General features: G+C 70.0%; 15 protein-coding genes. 2 read left to right on the top strand and 13 right to left on the bottom strand.

Annotated elements, in window-relative coordinates:
• Nucleotides 1-192: 192 nt before the first annotated feature.
• Nucleotides 193-1,401: a DUF6596 domain-containing protein gene (locus AB0M82_RS45385; RefSeq protein ID WP_364735954.1), complete on the bottom strand. Its 1,209-nt coding sequence runs from the start codon at nt 1,399-1,401 to the stop codon at nt 193-195.
• Nucleotides 1,398-1,769: a YciI family protein gene (locus tag AB0M82_RS45380; RefSeq protein ID WP_364735951.1), complete on the bottom strand. Its 372-nt coding sequence runs from the start codon at nt 1,767-1,769 to the stop codon at nt 1,398-1,400. The genes AB0M82_RS45385 and AB0M82_RS45380 overlap by 4 nt, the downstream gene beginning before the upstream one ends.
• 82 nt (nt 1,770-1,851) lie before the next feature.
• On the opposite strand from AB0M82_RS45380, the gene AB0M82_RS45375 reads away from it, so the two are divergent.
• Nucleotides 1,852-2,283: a nuclear transport factor 2 family protein gene (locus AB0M82_RS45375; protein ID WP_364735949.1), complete on the top strand. Its 432-nt coding sequence runs from the start codon at nt 1,852-1,854 to the stop codon at nt 2,281-2,283.
• A gap of 63 nt (nt 2,284-2,346) precedes the next feature.
• Here AB0M82_RS45375 and AB0M82_RS45370 read toward each other — a convergent pair whose 3' ends face one another.
• From AB0M82_RS45370 to AB0M82_RS45320, 11 genes are all read right to left on the bottom strand, one after another.
• On the bottom strand, nt 2,347-3,459 hold the full coding sequence (locus AB0M82_RS45370; RefSeq protein WP_364735947.1) for an oligopeptide/dipeptide ABC transporter ATP-binding protein: 1,113 nt from the start codon (nt 3,457-3,459) through the stop codon (nt 2,347-2,349).
• Nucleotides 3,456-4,451 (bottom strand): ABC transporter ATP-binding protein, encoded by a 996-nt coding sequence (locus tag AB0M82_RS45365; RefSeq protein WP_364735945.1) that lies wholly within the window; start codon nt 4,449-4,451, stop codon nt 3,456-3,458. Before AB0M82_RS45365 ends, AB0M82_RS45370 begins: the two co-directional genes overlap by 4 nt.
• A 9-nt stretch (nt 4,452-4,460) precedes the next feature.
• Nucleotides 4,461-5,390 carry an ABC transporter permease gene (locus tag AB0M82_RS45360; RefSeq protein WP_364735943.1) on the bottom strand — a complete coding sequence of 310 codons (930 nt, stop codon included), beginning with the start codon at nt 5,388-5,390 and terminating at the stop codon, nt 4,461-4,463.
• A complete protein-coding gene (locus AB0M82_RS45355; RefSeq protein ID WP_364735942.1) occupies nt 5,387-6,388 on the bottom strand; it encodes an ABC transporter permease in 1,002 nt (333 codons plus the stop codon). The genes AB0M82_RS45360 and AB0M82_RS45355 overlap by 4 nt, the downstream gene beginning before the upstream one ends.
• Before the next feature lie 83 nt (nt 6,389-6,471).
• A complete protein-coding gene (locus tag AB0M82_RS45350) occupies nt 6,472-8,151 on the bottom strand; it encodes an ABC transporter substrate-binding protein (protein ID WP_364735940.1) in 1,680 nt (559 codons plus the stop codon).
• 325 nt (nt 8,152-8,476) lie between these two features.
• Nucleotides 8,477-9,013 carry a uridine kinase gene (locus AB0M82_RS45345; RefSeq protein ID WP_364735938.1) on the bottom strand — a complete coding sequence of 179 codons (537 nt, stop codon included), beginning with the start codon at nt 9,011-9,013 and terminating at the stop codon, nt 8,477-8,479.
• A 4-nt stretch (nt 9,014-9,017) separates the two neighbouring features.
• Complete coding sequence (locus AB0M82_RS45340; RefSeq protein ID WP_364735936.1) at nt 9,018-9,452, bottom strand: DUF2304 domain-containing protein; 435 nt, start codon at nt 9,450-9,452, stop codon at nt 9,018-9,020.
• Between the two features lie 13 nt (nt 9,453-9,465).
• Nucleotides 9,466-10,212, bottom strand: coding sequence for a glycosyltransferase family 2 protein (locus AB0M82_RS45335; protein ID WP_364735957.1), 747 nt, complete (start codon nt 10,210-10,212; stop codon nt 9,466-9,468).
• 23 nt (nt 10,213-10,235) lie between these two features.
• Nucleotides 10,236-12,215 carry a DUF6541 family protein gene (locus AB0M82_RS45330; protein WP_364735934.1) on the bottom strand — a complete coding sequence of 660 codons (1,980 nt, stop codon included), beginning with the start codon at nt 12,213-12,215 and terminating at the stop codon, nt 10,236-10,238.
• Nucleotides 12,216-12,279: 64 nt separating this feature from the next.
• Nucleotides 12,280-13,575 carry a hypothetical protein gene (locus AB0M82_RS45325; protein ID WP_364735932.1) on the bottom strand — a complete coding sequence of 432 codons (1,296 nt, stop codon included), beginning with the start codon at nt 13,573-13,575 and terminating at the stop codon, nt 12,280-12,282.
• A gap of 8 nt (nt 13,576-13,583) precedes the next feature.
• Nucleotides 13,584-14,606, bottom strand: coding sequence for a glycosyltransferase family 2 protein (locus tag AB0M82_RS45320; RefSeq protein WP_364735930.1), 1,023 nt, complete (start codon nt 14,604-14,606; stop codon nt 13,584-13,586).
• A gap of 84 nt (nt 14,607-14,690) precedes the next feature.
• Between AB0M82_RS45320 and AB0M82_RS45315 the strand changes: the two genes are divergently transcribed.
• Nucleotides 14,691-15,788: a UDP-N-acetylglucosamine 2-epimerase gene (locus AB0M82_RS45315; RefSeq protein WP_364735928.1), complete on the top strand. Its 1,098-nt coding sequence runs from the start codon at nt 14,691-14,693 to the stop codon at nt 15,786-15,788.
• Nucleotides 15,789-15,890: the final 102 nt, after the last annotated feature.

Raw genomic sequence — 15,890 nt, 5'->3', positions numbered from 1 at the left:
ATCTCGGACTTGATCTTCGCAAATCCAGTCCTACCAGGGACCCCACGCCTCACTTCAGCACCAACACACCCCACAGCCCTACTGAGAAAACCTCACTTTGGTCGGGGTTTTCAGCCCAGCGAGGCCAGGGCCGAGACCACGGGGAAGTCCCCGGAAACGACGTCGAAGCCGCGCACGGCGGCGACGTCCTGCCTACCTCGACGAGGTCAGCCGGGCCGCCCGCGACTGGAGGTACGCCTGCTCCGGCAGGCTCAACGTCCGCCGGGCCGCTGCCAGGTACGCCTCGCGCGCCCCGGCCGCGTCGCCCGACAGCTCCAGCAGGTGCGCGCGGACCGCGTCCACCCGGTGGTGCGCGGCCAGCGCCGGATCCGACGCCGCCCCGGCCAGCTCCGCCAACCCCGCCGAGGGCCCGTGGACCTGGGCGAACGCCACCACCCGGTTCAACGTCACCATCGGGCCCGGCGCCACCACCCGCAGCAGGTCGTACAGCGTGAGGATCTCCGCCCAGTCCGTGTCCCCGGCCGTCGCGGCCTCGTCGTGGACCGCCGCGATCGCCGCCTGCAGCTGATACGGGCCGACGGGCGCCGTCGCCAGCGCGCCGGTGATCAGCGAGACGCCTTCCGCGATGAACGAAGCGTTCCAAAGCGACCGATCCTGAGAAGCCAGCGGGACCAACGCCCCGGAAGCGTCCACCCGGGCCGGCCGGCGGGCCTCCGTCAGGAGCATCAGCGCCAGCAGGCCGGTGACCTCGCCGTCGTCCGGGAGCTCCGCCCGCAGCAGCCGGACCAGGCGGATCGCCTCCGTCGTCAGCTCGACGCGGTTCAGCGCGCCACCCGAGCTGGCCGTGTGGCCCTCGGTGAAGATCAGGTAGAGCACCTGCAGCACCGCGGCCAGCCGCTCGGGGCGCTCGGCCTCGGGCAGCGAAAACCGCGTGCCGCGCAGCTTCTGCTTCGCGCGGCTGATCCGCTGGCCGATCGTGGCCTCGGGGACCAGGAACGCCCGCGCGATTTCCGCCGTCGTCAGGCCCCCGACCGCGCGCAACGTCAGCGCCACCTGGGACGGCCGCGTCAGCGACGGGTGGCAGCAGAGCAGCAGCAACGTCAGCGTGTCGTCGACCCCGGCGACCGGCTCCGGGTCGGGCGGCTCGGCGAGCGCCGCCGCTTCTTCCCGCCGCCGCCGCGCGGTCTCGCCGCGCCACTGCTCGATGCGGCGACGGGACGCCGTCGTTATCAGCCACCCCTTCGGGTGGTCGGGCACGCCGTCGGCCGGCCACTGCCGCGACGCCGCCAGCAGCGCCTCCTGGACGGCGTCCTCGCAGGTGTCGAAACCGCCGTAGCGCCGGACCAGCGCCGCGAGGACCTGCGGGGCGAGCTCGCGGAGCAGGCCTTCGACCTCGGTCACAGCTCCGGCCCGTGCAGTCCCATCACCGGCCGCACCTCCACCACCCCGAACGACGCCTCCGGGATCCGCCCGGCGATCTCGACCGCACGCTCGAAGCTCTCGCAGTCGAGCAGGTAGAAGCCGGCGAGGAACTCCTTGACCTCGGCGAACGGCCCGTCGGTCGTCATCGGCACGCCGTCCGTGACGCTGACCCGCTTCGTCAGCTCCGGGAAGGCGAGCCGCTCGGAGACGATGCGCTCGCCGGACGCGTCGAGGTCGTCGTTGAGCTGCTGGTAGTAGGCGAGCCCGGCGGCCCGCTGCTCGTCGCTCATCCCCTCCCACGCCTTGCGTGACTCGGGGTTGCCGTAGATCAGGACCACGTATTTCACGAACGCCTCCCGGAGGATGTCGAAATCCGCGCGGCGGCGCCTACGTCCCCTCCGACAGGCACCCACACCCCAGGAGGATGACATGACCGAGCACGACGAGAAGCAGATCCGCGAACTGATGGCGATTCGCGCGGAGGCGATGACCGGCCGTGACGCCGAGACCTTGGCCGGGCAGTGCGCGCCGGACCTCCTCGCGTTCACCCTGGCCCCGCCGCTCGTGCACCACGGCGAAGACGTCGAGGCCCGCAAGGCCTGGTTCGCCACCTTCGACGGCCCGATCGAGTACGAGATCCGCGACCTCGACGTCACCGTCGGCGGCGACGTCGCCTACAGCCACGCCCTCAACCGGCTCTCGGCGACGCCGAAGGGCCTGCCGCGGCCGTTCGAGCTGTGGTTCCGCTCGACCACGTGCTTCCGCAAGGAGGACGACGGCTGGCGGATCACCCACGTGCACGACTCGACGCCGTTCTACATGGACGGCACCATGAGCGCCGCGCTCGACTTGAAGCCCTGACGCGTCACTTTCACGTGAAAGTGACCGGCGTTGCCACCGGTCACTTTCACGTGAAAGCTCCGGCTAGAGGATCTCGGCGGCCGTCCCGATGTCCGGCGGGCCGAGGTCGGGGTTGAGCGCCCCGGTCAGTTCCACCAGCTCCGCCTTGACCTCGTGCGGCTGGATGCGGCCGTCGCGGATGTCCTCCGCGTAGTGGCACGCCACCCGGTGGCCGGCGCCGATTTCGCGCAGCTGCGGGCGGTCCGTGTCGCACAGGCTCGCCTGCTTCCACGGGCACCGCGTGTGGAAGCGGCAGCCTGACGGCGGGTTCGCCGGCGAGGGCAGGTCACCGGCGAGCAGGATCTGCTCGCGGGTGTCCTCGACCTGCGGGTCCGGCACCGGGATCGCCGACAGCAGCGCCCGCGTGTACGGGTGCAGCGGGTCCTGGTACAGCGAGTCCGCGTCGGTCTCCTCCACCAGCGCACCCAGGTACATCACGCCGATGCGATCCGAAATGTGCCGCACCACCGCGAGGTCGTGCGCGATCACGACGTACGTCAGGCCGAGCTTGTCCTGCAGGTCCTCCAGCAGGTTCACCACCTGGGCCTGCACCGAAACGTCCAATGCGGACACCGGCTCGTCGGCGACGATCAGGTCCGGCTCCACGGCCAGCGCCCGCGCGATGCCGATGCGCTGGCGCTGCCCGCCCGAGAACTCGTGCGGGTACTTCCGCAGCGACGTCTCGGGCAGGCCGACCGCGGCCAGCAGCTGGCGGAGCCGCCGTTGGGTGGCCGCTTTGTCCTTGTCGAGGCCGTGCGCGTGCATGCCCTCCACCAGGATCGACTCCACCGACTGCCGCGGGTCCAAACTGGACAGTGGGTCCTGGAAGATCATCTGCATCCGGCGCCGGGCCTTCCGCAGCTCCTCACCCTTCAGCTTGGCGACGTCGGTGCCGTCGAACACCACCTGGCCGGCGGTCAGCGGGCTGAGCCGCAGGATCGCCCGGCCGAGCGTCGACTTCCCGCAGCCGGACTCGCCCACCAGGCCGTAGGTCTCGCCCCGCCGGATGGCCAGGTCGACGCCGTCGACCGCGTACACGTGCCCGACCGTCCGGTCGACCACGACACCGCTCTTGATCGGGAAGTGCACCTTGAGGTCGTTGACCTCCAGCAGCACGTCACCAGCAGGACGGGTCATCGGGTTCCTCCTCCCGCGGCGACCGCGGGCCGCACGGGGTTGTGACAGCGCAGCAGCCCGGCCCGGTCGGGCACCAGCTGCGGCTGGACCTCGCGGCAGACCGGCAGCGCGTTCGGGCAGCGCGGCGCGAAGGCGCACCCGTGGTCCCACGGGATGTTGTCGGCCACCGAACCGCGGATCGGGATCAGCTTCTCGCCACGGCCGGCGTCCAGCCGCGGGATCGACGCCAGCAGACCGTGCGTGTACGGGTGGCGCGGCTCGGCGAACAGCTGGTGCCGCTGTGCCCGCTCGACGATCTTGCCACCGTAGAGGACGTTCACCTCGTCGCACAGCCCGGCGACGACGCCGAGGTCGTGCGTGATCATGATCAGCGCGGTGCCGGTGTCCTGCACCAGTTCCCGCAGCAGCGCCAGGATCTGCGCCTGGATGGTGACGTCCAGCGCGGTCGTCGGCTCGTCGGCGATGAGCAGCCGCGGCCGGCACGCCAGCGCGATGGCGATCAGCGCGCGCTGCCGCATTCCGCCGGAAAGCTGGTGCGGGTACTCGGAAAGCCGCCGCGACGGGTCCGGAATGCCGACCTTGTCCAGCAGGTCCGTCGCTTCGACGGACGCCGCCTTGCGCGACATCCCGCGGTGGCGTTCCAGCACCTCGGTGATCTGCAGCCCGATCGGGATGACCGGGTTCAGCGAGGACAGCGGGTCCTGGAACACCATGCCGAGGTCGCGGCCGCGGCGGTCGCGCATGTCCCGATCGGACAGCTTGAGCAGGTCGGTGCCCTCGAACCGCACCGAGCCGCTGACCTCGTTGCCGCGGCGGGCCAGCAGCCGCATGATCGCCAGCGACGTCACGGACTTGCCGCAGCCGGACTCGCCGACCAGGCCGACCGTCTGGCCCGGCTCCACGTCGAAACTGACGCCGTCCACCGCGGTGAACGACCGCTCGCCACGACGCACGAACCGGACCGTGAGGTCACGGACTTCAAGGAGTGCCATGGGTTACCGTCACCGCCTGTTCTTCGGGTCGAGGGCTTCGCGAAGGGACTCGCCGAGCAGCGTGAACCCGAGCGCGACCACGATGATCGCGATCGCCGGGTAGTACGCGAGCTCCGGCCGGACGTCGAGGAACTGCCGGGCGCTGCGGCTCAGCATGATGCCCCACTCGGCCCGGTTCGGGTCCGGATCGCCCAGCCCGAGGAACGACAGCGCCGCGGCCTCGAGGATCGCGGTCGCCAGGGTCAGGGTGGCCTGCACGATGACCGGCCCCATCGAGTTCGGCAGCATGTGCCGGAACACGATGGCCGTCCGCTTGACGCCCAGCGACGTCGCGGCGAGCACGTGGTCGCTGCCGCGTTGCCCCAGCATCGAACCGCGCAGCAGCCGCGCGAAGATCGGCACGCCGATCATCGACACGGCCAGGATCACCGTCCACTGGCTGGGCTTCTGGAACAGCGCCGCCACGGAAATCGCCAGCAGCAGCGAAGGCACCGAGAGCATGACGTCGACCAGTCGCATGAGGACGGTGTCGACCCAGCCGCCGAACGCGCCGGCCAGGCCGCCGATGAGCACCCCGATCAGCACGCCGATCACCGTGGCCAGCACGCCGACCAGCAACGTCTGCTGCGCGCCGACGAGCAGCCGCGAGAGGTAGTCGCGGCCGAAGTCGTCCACGCCGAGCGGGAAACCGGGCTGGGCGCCGGGGATGATGCCTTGGCCGAGCGAAACCTTGCCCTGCAGGTAGCGCTCGTAGGGGTCCTTCGGCGCGATCAGCGGCGCGAAGATCGCCAGGAGCAGGAACAGGAGCGTGATCGCGCCGCCGATGATGGCCACCGGGCTGCGCAGCATCCGGCGCAGCGCCTCGGCGCCCAGGCTGCGGCCCGAAGCCGCCGCCAGCTTGTCGATCGGCTCCTTCTTCTTGGACAGCAGAGTGTTCATCGCACACGCACCCTCGGGTCGATGAGTCCGTACGAGACGTCGACCAGCATGTTCACCAGCACGTACACCAGCGCGCCGAACAGCAGCAGCGCTTGGAGCCGGGGGTAGTCACGCCGTTCGATCCCTTCGGCCAGCAGGAAGCCGAGGCCGCGGAAGTTGAACACCCGCTCGGTCAGCACCGCGCCGCCGAGCAGCGCGCCGGTCTGCAGGCCGATGGTGGTGACCACCGGCAGCAACCCGTTGCGCAGCACGTGCCGCCGTCGCACCACCGGCTGGGTGAGCCCCTTGGAGTGGGCCGTGCGGATGAAGTCCTCGTTGAACACCTCGAGCACCGACGCGCGGGTGATCCGGGTGATCACCGCCAGCGGGATCGTGGCCAGCGCGAACGCGGGCAGGATCAGGTGCAGGATCGCATCCCAGACCGCGTCCCACTCGCCCGTCATGATGCCGTCGAGGACGGCGAAGTTGGTGATGGAGGTGGCGTCCAGCCCGGCCGCCTGCCGCCCCTGGGACGGCAGCCCGAGCGGTCCGGCGAGCAGGTCCTGCATCATGTAGCCGAGGAAGAACACCGGCACCGCGACGCCGACCAGGGTCAGCACGATGACCACGTTGTCCACGGCGCCGCCGCGGTAGCGGGCCGACAGGTAGCCCGCCGGGATGCCGACGACCACGGCGACGATCATCGCGCAGATGCCCAGCTCGACGGTGGCCGGCAGGTACGTGCCGATCTCCGACATCACCGGCTGGCTGGAGACCAGCGAACTGCCGAAGTCACCCGTGATCGCCCGGCCGAGGAACTTGAAGTACTGGATGACGACGGGCTGGTCGAGGCCGAGCACGTGGTTGAGGTTGGCGATCTTCTCCGGGGTCGCCTTGTCGCCCAGCAGGGCCGCCGCGGGACCGCCGGGCAAGGCGCGCAGCCAAGCGAAGATCAGAATGGACAGGACGAGGAGCGTCGGGATCGCTTGTAGCAGGCGACGCACGAGAAAACGGAGCACTTGCAGTCCTTTGTCGCCGGCCCGGGATCAGGCGCAGGGGGTGGGTGCGGTAGCACCCACCCCCTGCCGGCTGAAGTTCGGAATCAGCCCATGGTCACGGTGTTGAACCGCTCATCGGTGAGCGGGCTCGCCACCAGACCCTTGACCTTCGGGCCGACCACGATGGCGGGCGGACCATACGAGATCGGGATCGCGGGCAGGTAGTCCATGATCTGCTTGTTCACTTCCTGGTACGCCTTGGCGTGGGCGTCGCCCGGGGGCGAAGCGTCGGCGGCGGCCAGGGCCTGGAACAGCTGCGGGTTGTCGAACCCGAACTCCGGCTTCTTGCGGCCGAAGAACGTGCCGACGAAGTTCCCGGCGTCGTTGTAGTCACCGGTCCAGCCCAGCAGGTGCAGGTCCTGGTGGCCGAACTTCTGCACGTCGTCCTTGTAACCGCCGTTCCACGGCTTGGCCACCGGCTCGATCTTGACGCCGATGAGCTTCAGGTCCTCCGACAGCGAGGTGAAGACGTCCGCCGGGTTCGGCATGTACGGGCGCGTCACTTCGGTCGGGTAGTAGAACTTCAGCGTCAGGTTCGTCGCCCCGGCTTCCTGGAGCAGCTGCTTGGCCTTGTCCGGGTTGTACGGGTACTTGGTGACGTCGTCGGTGTAGCCGGAGATCGTCTTGGGCACGAACTCGGTGGCCACCTCGGCACCCTCGGGCAGCTTGCTCTTCACGAACTGCTCGCGGTTGATGCCGTAGGCCAGCGCCTGGCGGACCTTGACGTCCTTCAGCTTCGCCCCGGCCGGGCCGGACTGGTTGATACCCATGTAGAGCACGTTGAACGGCGGGCGGACCAGCACCTGCTCGCCCTCCTGGCGCAGCAGGCCGTAGTCGGCCGGCGCCGGGAAGTCGTAGCCGTGGATGTCGCCGGCCTTGAGCGCCTGCTTGCGGGCGTTCTCGTCCGGGATCACCTTGAAGATCAGCTTGTCCAGCTTGGCCGTCTGGGTCGGGCTGGTGTCGTTCTTCACCAGGGTGATCTCACCCTTGCCCTGGTCCCAGCTCTCGAACTTGAACGGGCCGGTCCCGACCGGGTGCTTGTTCGCGTACTCGCTGTAGGTGAACGAGTCGCCGGACTGGGTGACCTGGTCGGCGTTGTACTGCTTGAGCGCGGTCGGGCTCTGGATGGCGAACGACGGCAGCGTGAACGCCGCCGGGAAGGCGCCCTTCGCGTTGTTGAGCGTCAGGACCGCGGTCTGCGGGTCCTTGGCGGCGCAGCTCTTGTAGACCGGGGTGCCGTAGTCGTCGCTCTCGTTCTTGGCGAAACCGCTGAAGACGTCGGCGTAGTAGATCATCTGGCTCTGGGCGGCCGCGCCCTTCATGTTGAACCAGCGATCGAAGTTGAAGCACACCGCGGTGGCGTCGAACGGGGTGCCGTCGGAGAACTTCACGCCTTGCTTGAGGCTGAAGGTCCAGGTCTTCCCGCCGTCGCTGGCCTCCCACTTCTCGGCCAGCGAGGGCTCGAGGTCAGCGGTGCCGGGCTTGTTCTGGATCAGCGTGTCGTAGACCTGGCGGGTGATCCGGAAGGTCTCGCCCTCGTCGTTGAAGATCGGGTCGAACATCTTCGGGTTGCCGGCCGTCCCGAAGATCATCGTGCCTCCGGCGCCACCCCCCGCGCCCTCTTCACGTTTCGATTCCGCACAGGCGGACAGCGAAACCGCGAGCGCGCCGGCGAGCCCGATCAGGGCCACGCGGCGTGTTCGGGTCAGCCGCAATTGCTGCATCTGGCACCCCTTGGGAGATGTTCGGGTTCAAAGTCACCGTCCGGTCGGTCAGGAACTCGACGGACGATCGGTGTGCTCGCCGACACTAGCGGGAACTCGGCCCGCACTTAAGCACGTGAGGTTACGATCGCGCTACGTGGGCGTCGATTTGACCGCAATGTGTCCATAAATCGCGACAGAATGTGACCATTTGCCGGTTATCACTCCATCCAGCGCCGGATCACTAGCTGAGATGGCGGTACCGACATGAATCCGTCCGTGTTTTTCACCGGTCCTCTTGATCGATTCGGTGCCCGGCCGAGCACGGAGCGTGAGCGAACGATTGCTACGAAAGTCGGGTTCCGGCGGCCTCCGGGGTGCCGTCGACGGCGAACCAGCCACGCTCGAACCGTTGCCAGCGGGCCAGGTCGGCGCGCGCGGCTTCTCCGTCGCGTGCCACGGATCGGGCCAGGCGGCCGGCCTCCGTGCCGCCGGAGATCCAGCAGAGGTGCGAAAGCAGGGCTCTTACCGAAGTCCGGCCGCTCGAAACACCCTCCAGCACCAGGACGTCCGGCACGGCCACCCGGACGAGTTCACCCGGCCGGGGAGTCCCAGTGGACCAGTCCATTCGCCGGTAAGCGCCGTCCACGCCATCCGCGAGGGGACGCAGGACGCCGTCGACGAGCCGGGGCCACCACGCGACCGGGTCGTCCCACGTCGCGAAGGCGTCGGTGCTCACCAGGACCGTCGGGCACCCGCGGGACCGCAAGCCGTCGACGACTTCGGCGGCCAAAGTGGACTTCCCGGCGCCCGACGGCCCGTCGATGGCCAGCACGCGGACCCGGCCCAGCCGGGCGGGTGCGGCGAGCAGGGCGCCGATCAAGGCGTCACTTGCTGACGCGCTCGACCTCCGGCAGCCCTTTGACGTCGTCCGGCGCCGCCGTCCTCGCCTCGAGTTCGGTGATCCGGCGCTCCAGCTCGCGCTTGGTGTCCTCGAGCTCGCAGCGCAGCAACGCGGTCTCCTCGACCGACGTGCGCACCTCTTCCTCCAGGTGCCCGACCTCGGTGGACAGGTGCAGCGAAACCAGTGCCAGCACGACGCCGGCGAGGAGGAAGACGAAGTTCGACGGCGTCTGCACGCCGGTGTGCTTGGCCAGGAACTCGGCGGCCTGCGGGAGCACCGCGAGCACGACGACGCCGATCGCGACGACGAGCCACACGCCCGCGTACTTCTCCCGCAGCTTCCGCCGCCGCATCATCTCGAGGACCACGAACAGCACGACGCAGGCGACGACGACGCTGAGGATGCGCCAACCTTCCATCTCGCAAGCTCCCTTATGCCGAGTCGGACGAGTCGACCGCCGGGCGGCGGCGCACCAGCGCCAGCAGCAGTGCGAGCCCGGCCCGGCTCAGGTAGACGGCCGACTTGACGGGCGAGTGGCTGGGCGTGCCGGCCGCGCGCTCCCGCATGACGACCGGGATCTCCTTGATGATCAGCTTGGCCCGGATGGCCATGACCAGCGATTCCACGGTGTCACCGAGGTACTCCGCCGGGTAATAGCCGGCGAACAGCTTGATGGCGCGCGGCCCCATCGCCTTGAAGCCCGACGTGACGTCGGTGAGCCTGGTCTTCGCCAGTCGCGAGAACACGATCGAGAGCGCGACCATGGCGTACTTGCGGGGCCCGCTCGCCTTGTACGAGCCCTTGCCGGCGAACCGGGAGCCGATGACGATGTCCGCGTCGTCCAGGCCGCGCAGCAGGGCGTCGAGCTCGTCCGGGTCGTGCTGGCCGTCCGCGTCCACCTGCACGACGACGTCGTACCCGCGGGCGGCGGCGTAGCGGAAGCCCGTGCGCATCGCCCCGCCGACACCCAGGTTCACCGCCAGCCGGGCCACCTCGGCGCCGGCCGCGCGGGCGAGCTTGGCGGTGTCGTCGACCGAGCCGTCGTCGACCACGAGCAGGTCGCCGTCCGGCAGCGCGCGTTTCACCTGCTCGATGACCGATGCGACGCTCGCGGACTCGTTGAGCGCGGGCATCACGATGAGCACCCGGCGGCTGGTCACGGACGTCGCCGAAGACACTGACACGCGATCACTGTAGCCCTTCACTTCCCGTGACCGGCCGCGGACCCGGGCGCCGCACCGGACGTGACGACGCCCTGCTGGCCCTCGATCTCGTAGACGGACGCGCCGGGATTGCGGTACACGACCTTGAAGCCGGGGGTGGACTCGAGGTGGTCGAGACCGACGCCGTTCGTCGTCGTCGTCGTCACCTTGCCCGTGCCGACGAAGACGTAACGCACCTTGAGGTCGGTGAGGACCTCGCGCACGCGCGGGTACTTGTGGATGTCGTTGAGGAACACGCTGAGGTAGCCGGCCGGGGTGTTCGGCTCGGCGCCGTAGAACGTCCATTCGACCGGCTGGACACCGTCGAGCGCGTACATCCACACGGAGCCGTCGGCCTTGCCGTTCATCACCCGCTCGCCCGGCGCGACGTGCGCACCGAGCCAGTCGAACGCCTGGCGCTCGTCGTTGCTGACCGTCGGGCCGCCGCTGTAGTTGAGCTGCAGCCGGGCGGCGTTGCGGCCGACATAACCGCCGCGGCTCAGGCCGCCCACCACGACGACGAGGAGCACGACACCGACCGCGGTGAGCGTGGCCGGCCGGACGTTGGGCAGCCGGGTGCCCGCCTTGCCCGCGAACCAGCGGGCCGCGGTGTCGGTGAACTCGCCGAAGGCGACCGCACCGGCCAGCGGGACCAGCGCGCCGATCCGCCAGTGGTCGTTGTAGAAGATGCCGGTCAGGGTGTGGATGAGCGGCGTCTCGAGCGACACGGTGACCGCGAACAGCCCGCCGAACACGACGTACGCCGCGACCATCCACAGCATCCGCCGGTGCTTGACCAGCAGGAAGATGCCGATGATGGCCGGCACGCCGATCCACCACTGCGGGAAGGGCGCCATCGGCGAGAACGTGATCGTCTCGCCGATACCGCCGCTGACCGTCGCGTCCGAGGCCCAGAACGCACTCGTCACGCCACCGGCGTTGTAGAGCGAAGGCAGCGCCAGCGGCAGCCCGCAGAGCACGGCCAGCGCGATCGTCGCCCCGAGCGAGGGCGCGGACCGGCGCCAGTCGATCCGCTCGAACCGGAACACCACGGCGAGCAGGATCAGCAGGAAGTACACGACGACGACGAACGCCACGCTGGTGTGCAGCCCGATCAGGCCGGCGACGGCGAACCCGATCGCCACGGGGCCGGCGATGCCCCGCGGACGCAGCAGCAGGCGGGCCAGCGCGAGCGCCGCCGGGATCAGCGCGACCCCGGCGACGTACGGCCACAGCGGCCCGCGCCACAGCGAGTCGTACGGGAAGTTGGTGAACGACGCCGAAACCGCCGCGGCCGCGCCGACCGCGAGCGCCGGCATCCGCCACACGTGACACATCGCGGCGACGCCGACCGGCACGCACAGGATCACGGTGAGCGCCGCCATGTTCAGCGTCGGCATCATCGCCAGGCCGGCCTTGTCGAAGACCAGCGCGAGCAGGGCGTGGTAGGTGTCGGGGTAGAAGTAGTTCGTCTGGTCCGGCAGGTTCGCGATCGTGCCGACGGTCGACGGCCGGGCGTCGCCGTGCTCGGCGATCCAGCGGACCAGGTTCGCGTGGAACGGTGCGTCCCAGCCCTGCTGGACCTGGTCGAGGCCGCGCGCGCCGCGCAGGAACGTGACGATGCCGACCAGGCTGCCGGCCGCGACACCCGCGCCCATCAGCAGGTGCTCGCGCAGGGACCGGGCGGGCGCGGCCGTGGCGGCGTCCTTTTCGGCCCAGTCCGGGTGCCGCCGGGCGGTGAAGCGGAGCACGAGGAACGACAACCCGAACCCGACGGCCGACAGCGCGAGTGTCCACAGTGCGACGTCGAGGACGTTCCAGCGGATGCCGAGCCCGCCGAGCACCGGCACGCCCAGGCTCACGAGGCCGAACGTCAGGAGCGGCGCGGCGGCGGCCAGCAGCCAGCCGCGCAGCCTGATCGCCGTTCCGAAGACGAGGCCAGGCAGCCAGAAGGCGAGCACGACCAGAAGTACGTTCATGGTATTCCGCTGTCCAACCTCACCGGCGACGCACGCCGACCCTGTCCCGTGGTCCGACCCCGGGTCACCCTACTGTGACGTCCGAGCCGGGCCGCACGTTGCCCGGCCGTCGCAAGACGAACACCAGCACGACGGCCAGTCCGAGCGTGGGGCCACCGGCCAGGCCGGCGACCGCCTTGAGGATCGGGTCGCCGGGCACGAGCAGCAGCGTCGCCGCGGTCGCGCCCGCGACGACACCCCACGCCACGAGCACCTTGTTCGCCTCTTTGCGTGCCACCAGCACGGCCGTCATCAGCTGCAACGCCGTGAGCAGCACCGCACCCCAGACCATCCAGGCGACCCACCACCCCTTGGCGACGAAGTCCGAACCGTAGAGCAGGGAGACCAGCCAGGGCCCGATCAGCCAGCCGACCAGTGCGCCCACCACGCCGACGACGATCGTGCCGAGCGCACCGGCCGCGAGCAGCTTCCGCAGCCGGTGCCGCCCGTCCTCGGTACCCGAGAGCCGGACGACGGTCGGCACGGCGAGCGCCTGCAGCGGGGAAAGCAGCAGCAGCGGCACCCGGGACACGGTGAGCGTCGCGAAGAGGACGCCGACGTCGGCCACGGAGCCGCCGGGCGCGAGCAGGCTCACCATCGCCGGGTAACCGGTGATGACGCTGGCGGTCAGCGCGGCGCCGGTCAGCAGGACGAGGATCCGGCCGGTCACCGGCCCCCAGCCCTCGCCGTCGGCGTGCGGGTCGACCAGCCCGGAGACCGGCCGGACGAACAGCAGCCAGGCGAACGAGCCGGTCGCGGCCGCGATCGCGAACGACGTCACGCCGGTGAGCCCGGCGGCGGCGATCCCGAGCAGCACGACCACCCGGACCGCGGCTTCGGCGACGACCAGCCCCGCGTACGGCTTGATCCGCTGCTGCCCGACGAGCAGGCCGCGGGCGGCGAACTGGCAGGCGAACGCGACCGCGCCGCACAGCACGATGACGCCGAGCGCGGTGTTGCCGGCGTAAAGCCGGTCCGAGAGCACCGGCACGACCAGCGTGAGCGCCGCGACCACGGCGACCGTCACCGTGCCGACGGTGAGCGCCCGCAGCGCGGGCTTGCCCGCCCGGCCGCCGTCGAGCGCGGCCACCGCGGACTGGCGGGACAGCTCCTGCTCGAGCGGTGAGAGCGCGCTGCCGAGGCCCATCAGGATGCCCCAGAACGACAGGTAGACCTTGCTGTTCTCCGGCCCGAGCCAGCGGGTCGCGACCAGCGTCAGCACGTAGCCGAGCGCGATCGCGACCAGCAGCGAGATGCCGATCTTCCCGGCCGAGCGCCCGGTCTCCTTCGCCAGGCTGCGCCCGTCGGCTTCGTCGGTCATCGACGAGCTCATCGCCCGCGCCGCCGGCGGGCGCTCAGCGCCATGACCAGGCCACGGACGGCACCCGCGCCGAAGCCGGCGCCGAACACCGGCGCCAGCTTCGCGACGGCCTTGGCCTCCGCGGTCGTCGCGCCGAAGCGGGTCACGGCCGCACCGGCCGCGGCCGACCCGGCGGCCGCGAGCACCACGGCCGTCTTCGGCCGCCGCAGCGCCAGGCCGAGCCCCAGCACCCCGACGCCGAACGCGGCGAACAGGCCGTTGCGAGCGGGGCCGGGCGAGTCGAGGTAGGAGTCCACGAAGGTCGTCCCGCGGAAGTACGACTGGGCGACGAACTTCTTGAAGCTGTCGCGCCCGTGGTAGGTCGCGGAGAACTCCGGGGCCAGGAAGATGCGGTGCCGCTCGGCGATCCAGCGCAGCACGCCGGTGTCGTCGCTGGCGAAGCGGACGTCGTCGAACAGCGAAACGAAAGCTTCGGAGGCCGCTTCGAGAACGTCACGCGGCGCGGAAAAGAATCCGGTGCCCTTCGGGAAGAGGTCGAACTCCTCGATGCCGAAGGACATCAGGCGCGGATTCGCGCAGTACCGGCGCCAGGGGATCTTCACGAGGCCGGCCAGGAAACCGGCGTACGGATTGTGCTCCGACGCGACGTTGACGTGGCCGTTCCACACCGTCCGTTCCGGGTGGCCCGCCAGCTGGTCGCGCAGGAACGTCAGCGCGCCGGTGTCCACGACCACCCGGCTGTCGAGCAGCAGGATCTGCTGCCCGGAAGCCTTCGCGATGCCCGCGCTCCTGGCCTCGAACCGGCCCGCATTGGCCTGGCTGAGCACCGTGATGCCGTGACGTTCGCGCAGCTCGTCGAGCCGCGACGGCGTGGCGTCCGTGCTGCCGTCGTCGACCACGACGACTTCGATCGGCCAGTTCGCGGCCGATGCCGAGGCGAGCAGCGCGCCGACACTGCGTTCGATCCAGTCCTGCTCGTTGTAGACCGGGATCACGACGCTGAGCGAAGGGAGGAGCGGGTTCGCACTCACCGTGCCGAGGCTACCCGGCGGCCCCCGTGCCGGGTCGGCCAGTATCCTTACGCCACCGCACCCGACCAGAAATGGGCTTTCACGGTGATTTCCTTCATTCTCGGCACCACCGCGGAACTGATCAAGATCGCGCCCGTCTACCACGGGATCGCCGAACGCGGGGTGCGGCCGAAGATCTGGTTCACCGCGCAGCACGTCGACGAGGTCGCGGACGTCCTCGCCGACCTGAAGATGCCCGAGCCGGACGTCTGGCTGGTGCCGCAGGACAAGGCCCACAACCTCGAGTCGCCGGCGCAGGTGCCGGGCTGGGCCGCGCAGGTGCTGCGCACCGCGTGGAACCGCCGCCACGAGCTGCGCGCCGCGCTGACCGAGGACGGCCGCCCGCCGCTGGTGCTGGTGCACGGCGACACGTTCACCACCCCGTACGGCTCGCTGATCGGGAAGCGGATCCTCAAGTCCCGCGTAGGACACGTCGAGGCGGGCGCGCGGTCGGGCAGCATCCTGTCGCCGCTGCCCGAGGAGCTCAACCGCAAGATCGCGGCGAAGATCGTCGACATCCACTTCGCGCCGAGCGCGCGTGAGGTGAACAACCTCCGCCACGCCCGCGGCGTCGTCGTCGACACCGAGGCGAACACCGCGATCGACGCGATGCGGCTGGCCATCAACCAACCGCTGGACGTGCCGAACCTGCCGGAGAAGTTCGGCCTCGCCACGCTGCACCGCTTCGAACTGGTCTCGCGCCCGGACAAGTACCGCGAGGCGCTGGAGATCCTGCGCGAGCAGAGCCGGCAGATGCCGATCCTGTACATGGCCGGGGCGCCGGAGCGCGAGAAGATCCGCTCGCTGGGCATCGGGAACATCTTCGACGACCAGTTCATCGTCCAGCCGAAGATGCGGTACCTGAAGTTCCTGCCGCTGGTCGCGCGCGCCGAGTACGTCGTCACCGACTCGGGTGGTCTTTCGGCGGAGTGCTACTACCTCGGCCTGCCCTGCGCGGTGCACCGCGAGCGCACGGAGACGCCGCAGCACCTCGGCGAAACGGTCGTCCTCACGGAAATGCGCGGCGACAAGCTGCAGAACTTCCTCGACACCTACCAGAACCGGCGCGGCGAGTCCTGGATGGACAAGTACCACCCGTCCGAGATCGTGGTCGACACCCTGGCGCAGCTCGGCTACTGCTGAGGTCTCTTGCGCCCCAATGGGGATTTTTCATCCTGGTTTGTGCTGGTCGGGGTGGGTTGACAGGGTCTGGTAGTGGTCAGGCCGTGGCGTGCCGGGCGGTGT

It is taken from the genome of Amycolatopsis sp. NPDC051128 (genome assembly GCF_040682715.1).
Taxonomy (GTDB): Bacteria; Actinomycetota; Actinomycetes; order Mycobacteriales; family Pseudonocardiaceae; genus Amycolatopsis.
This window is presented reverse-complemented; position numbering and strand designations above follow the sequence as displayed.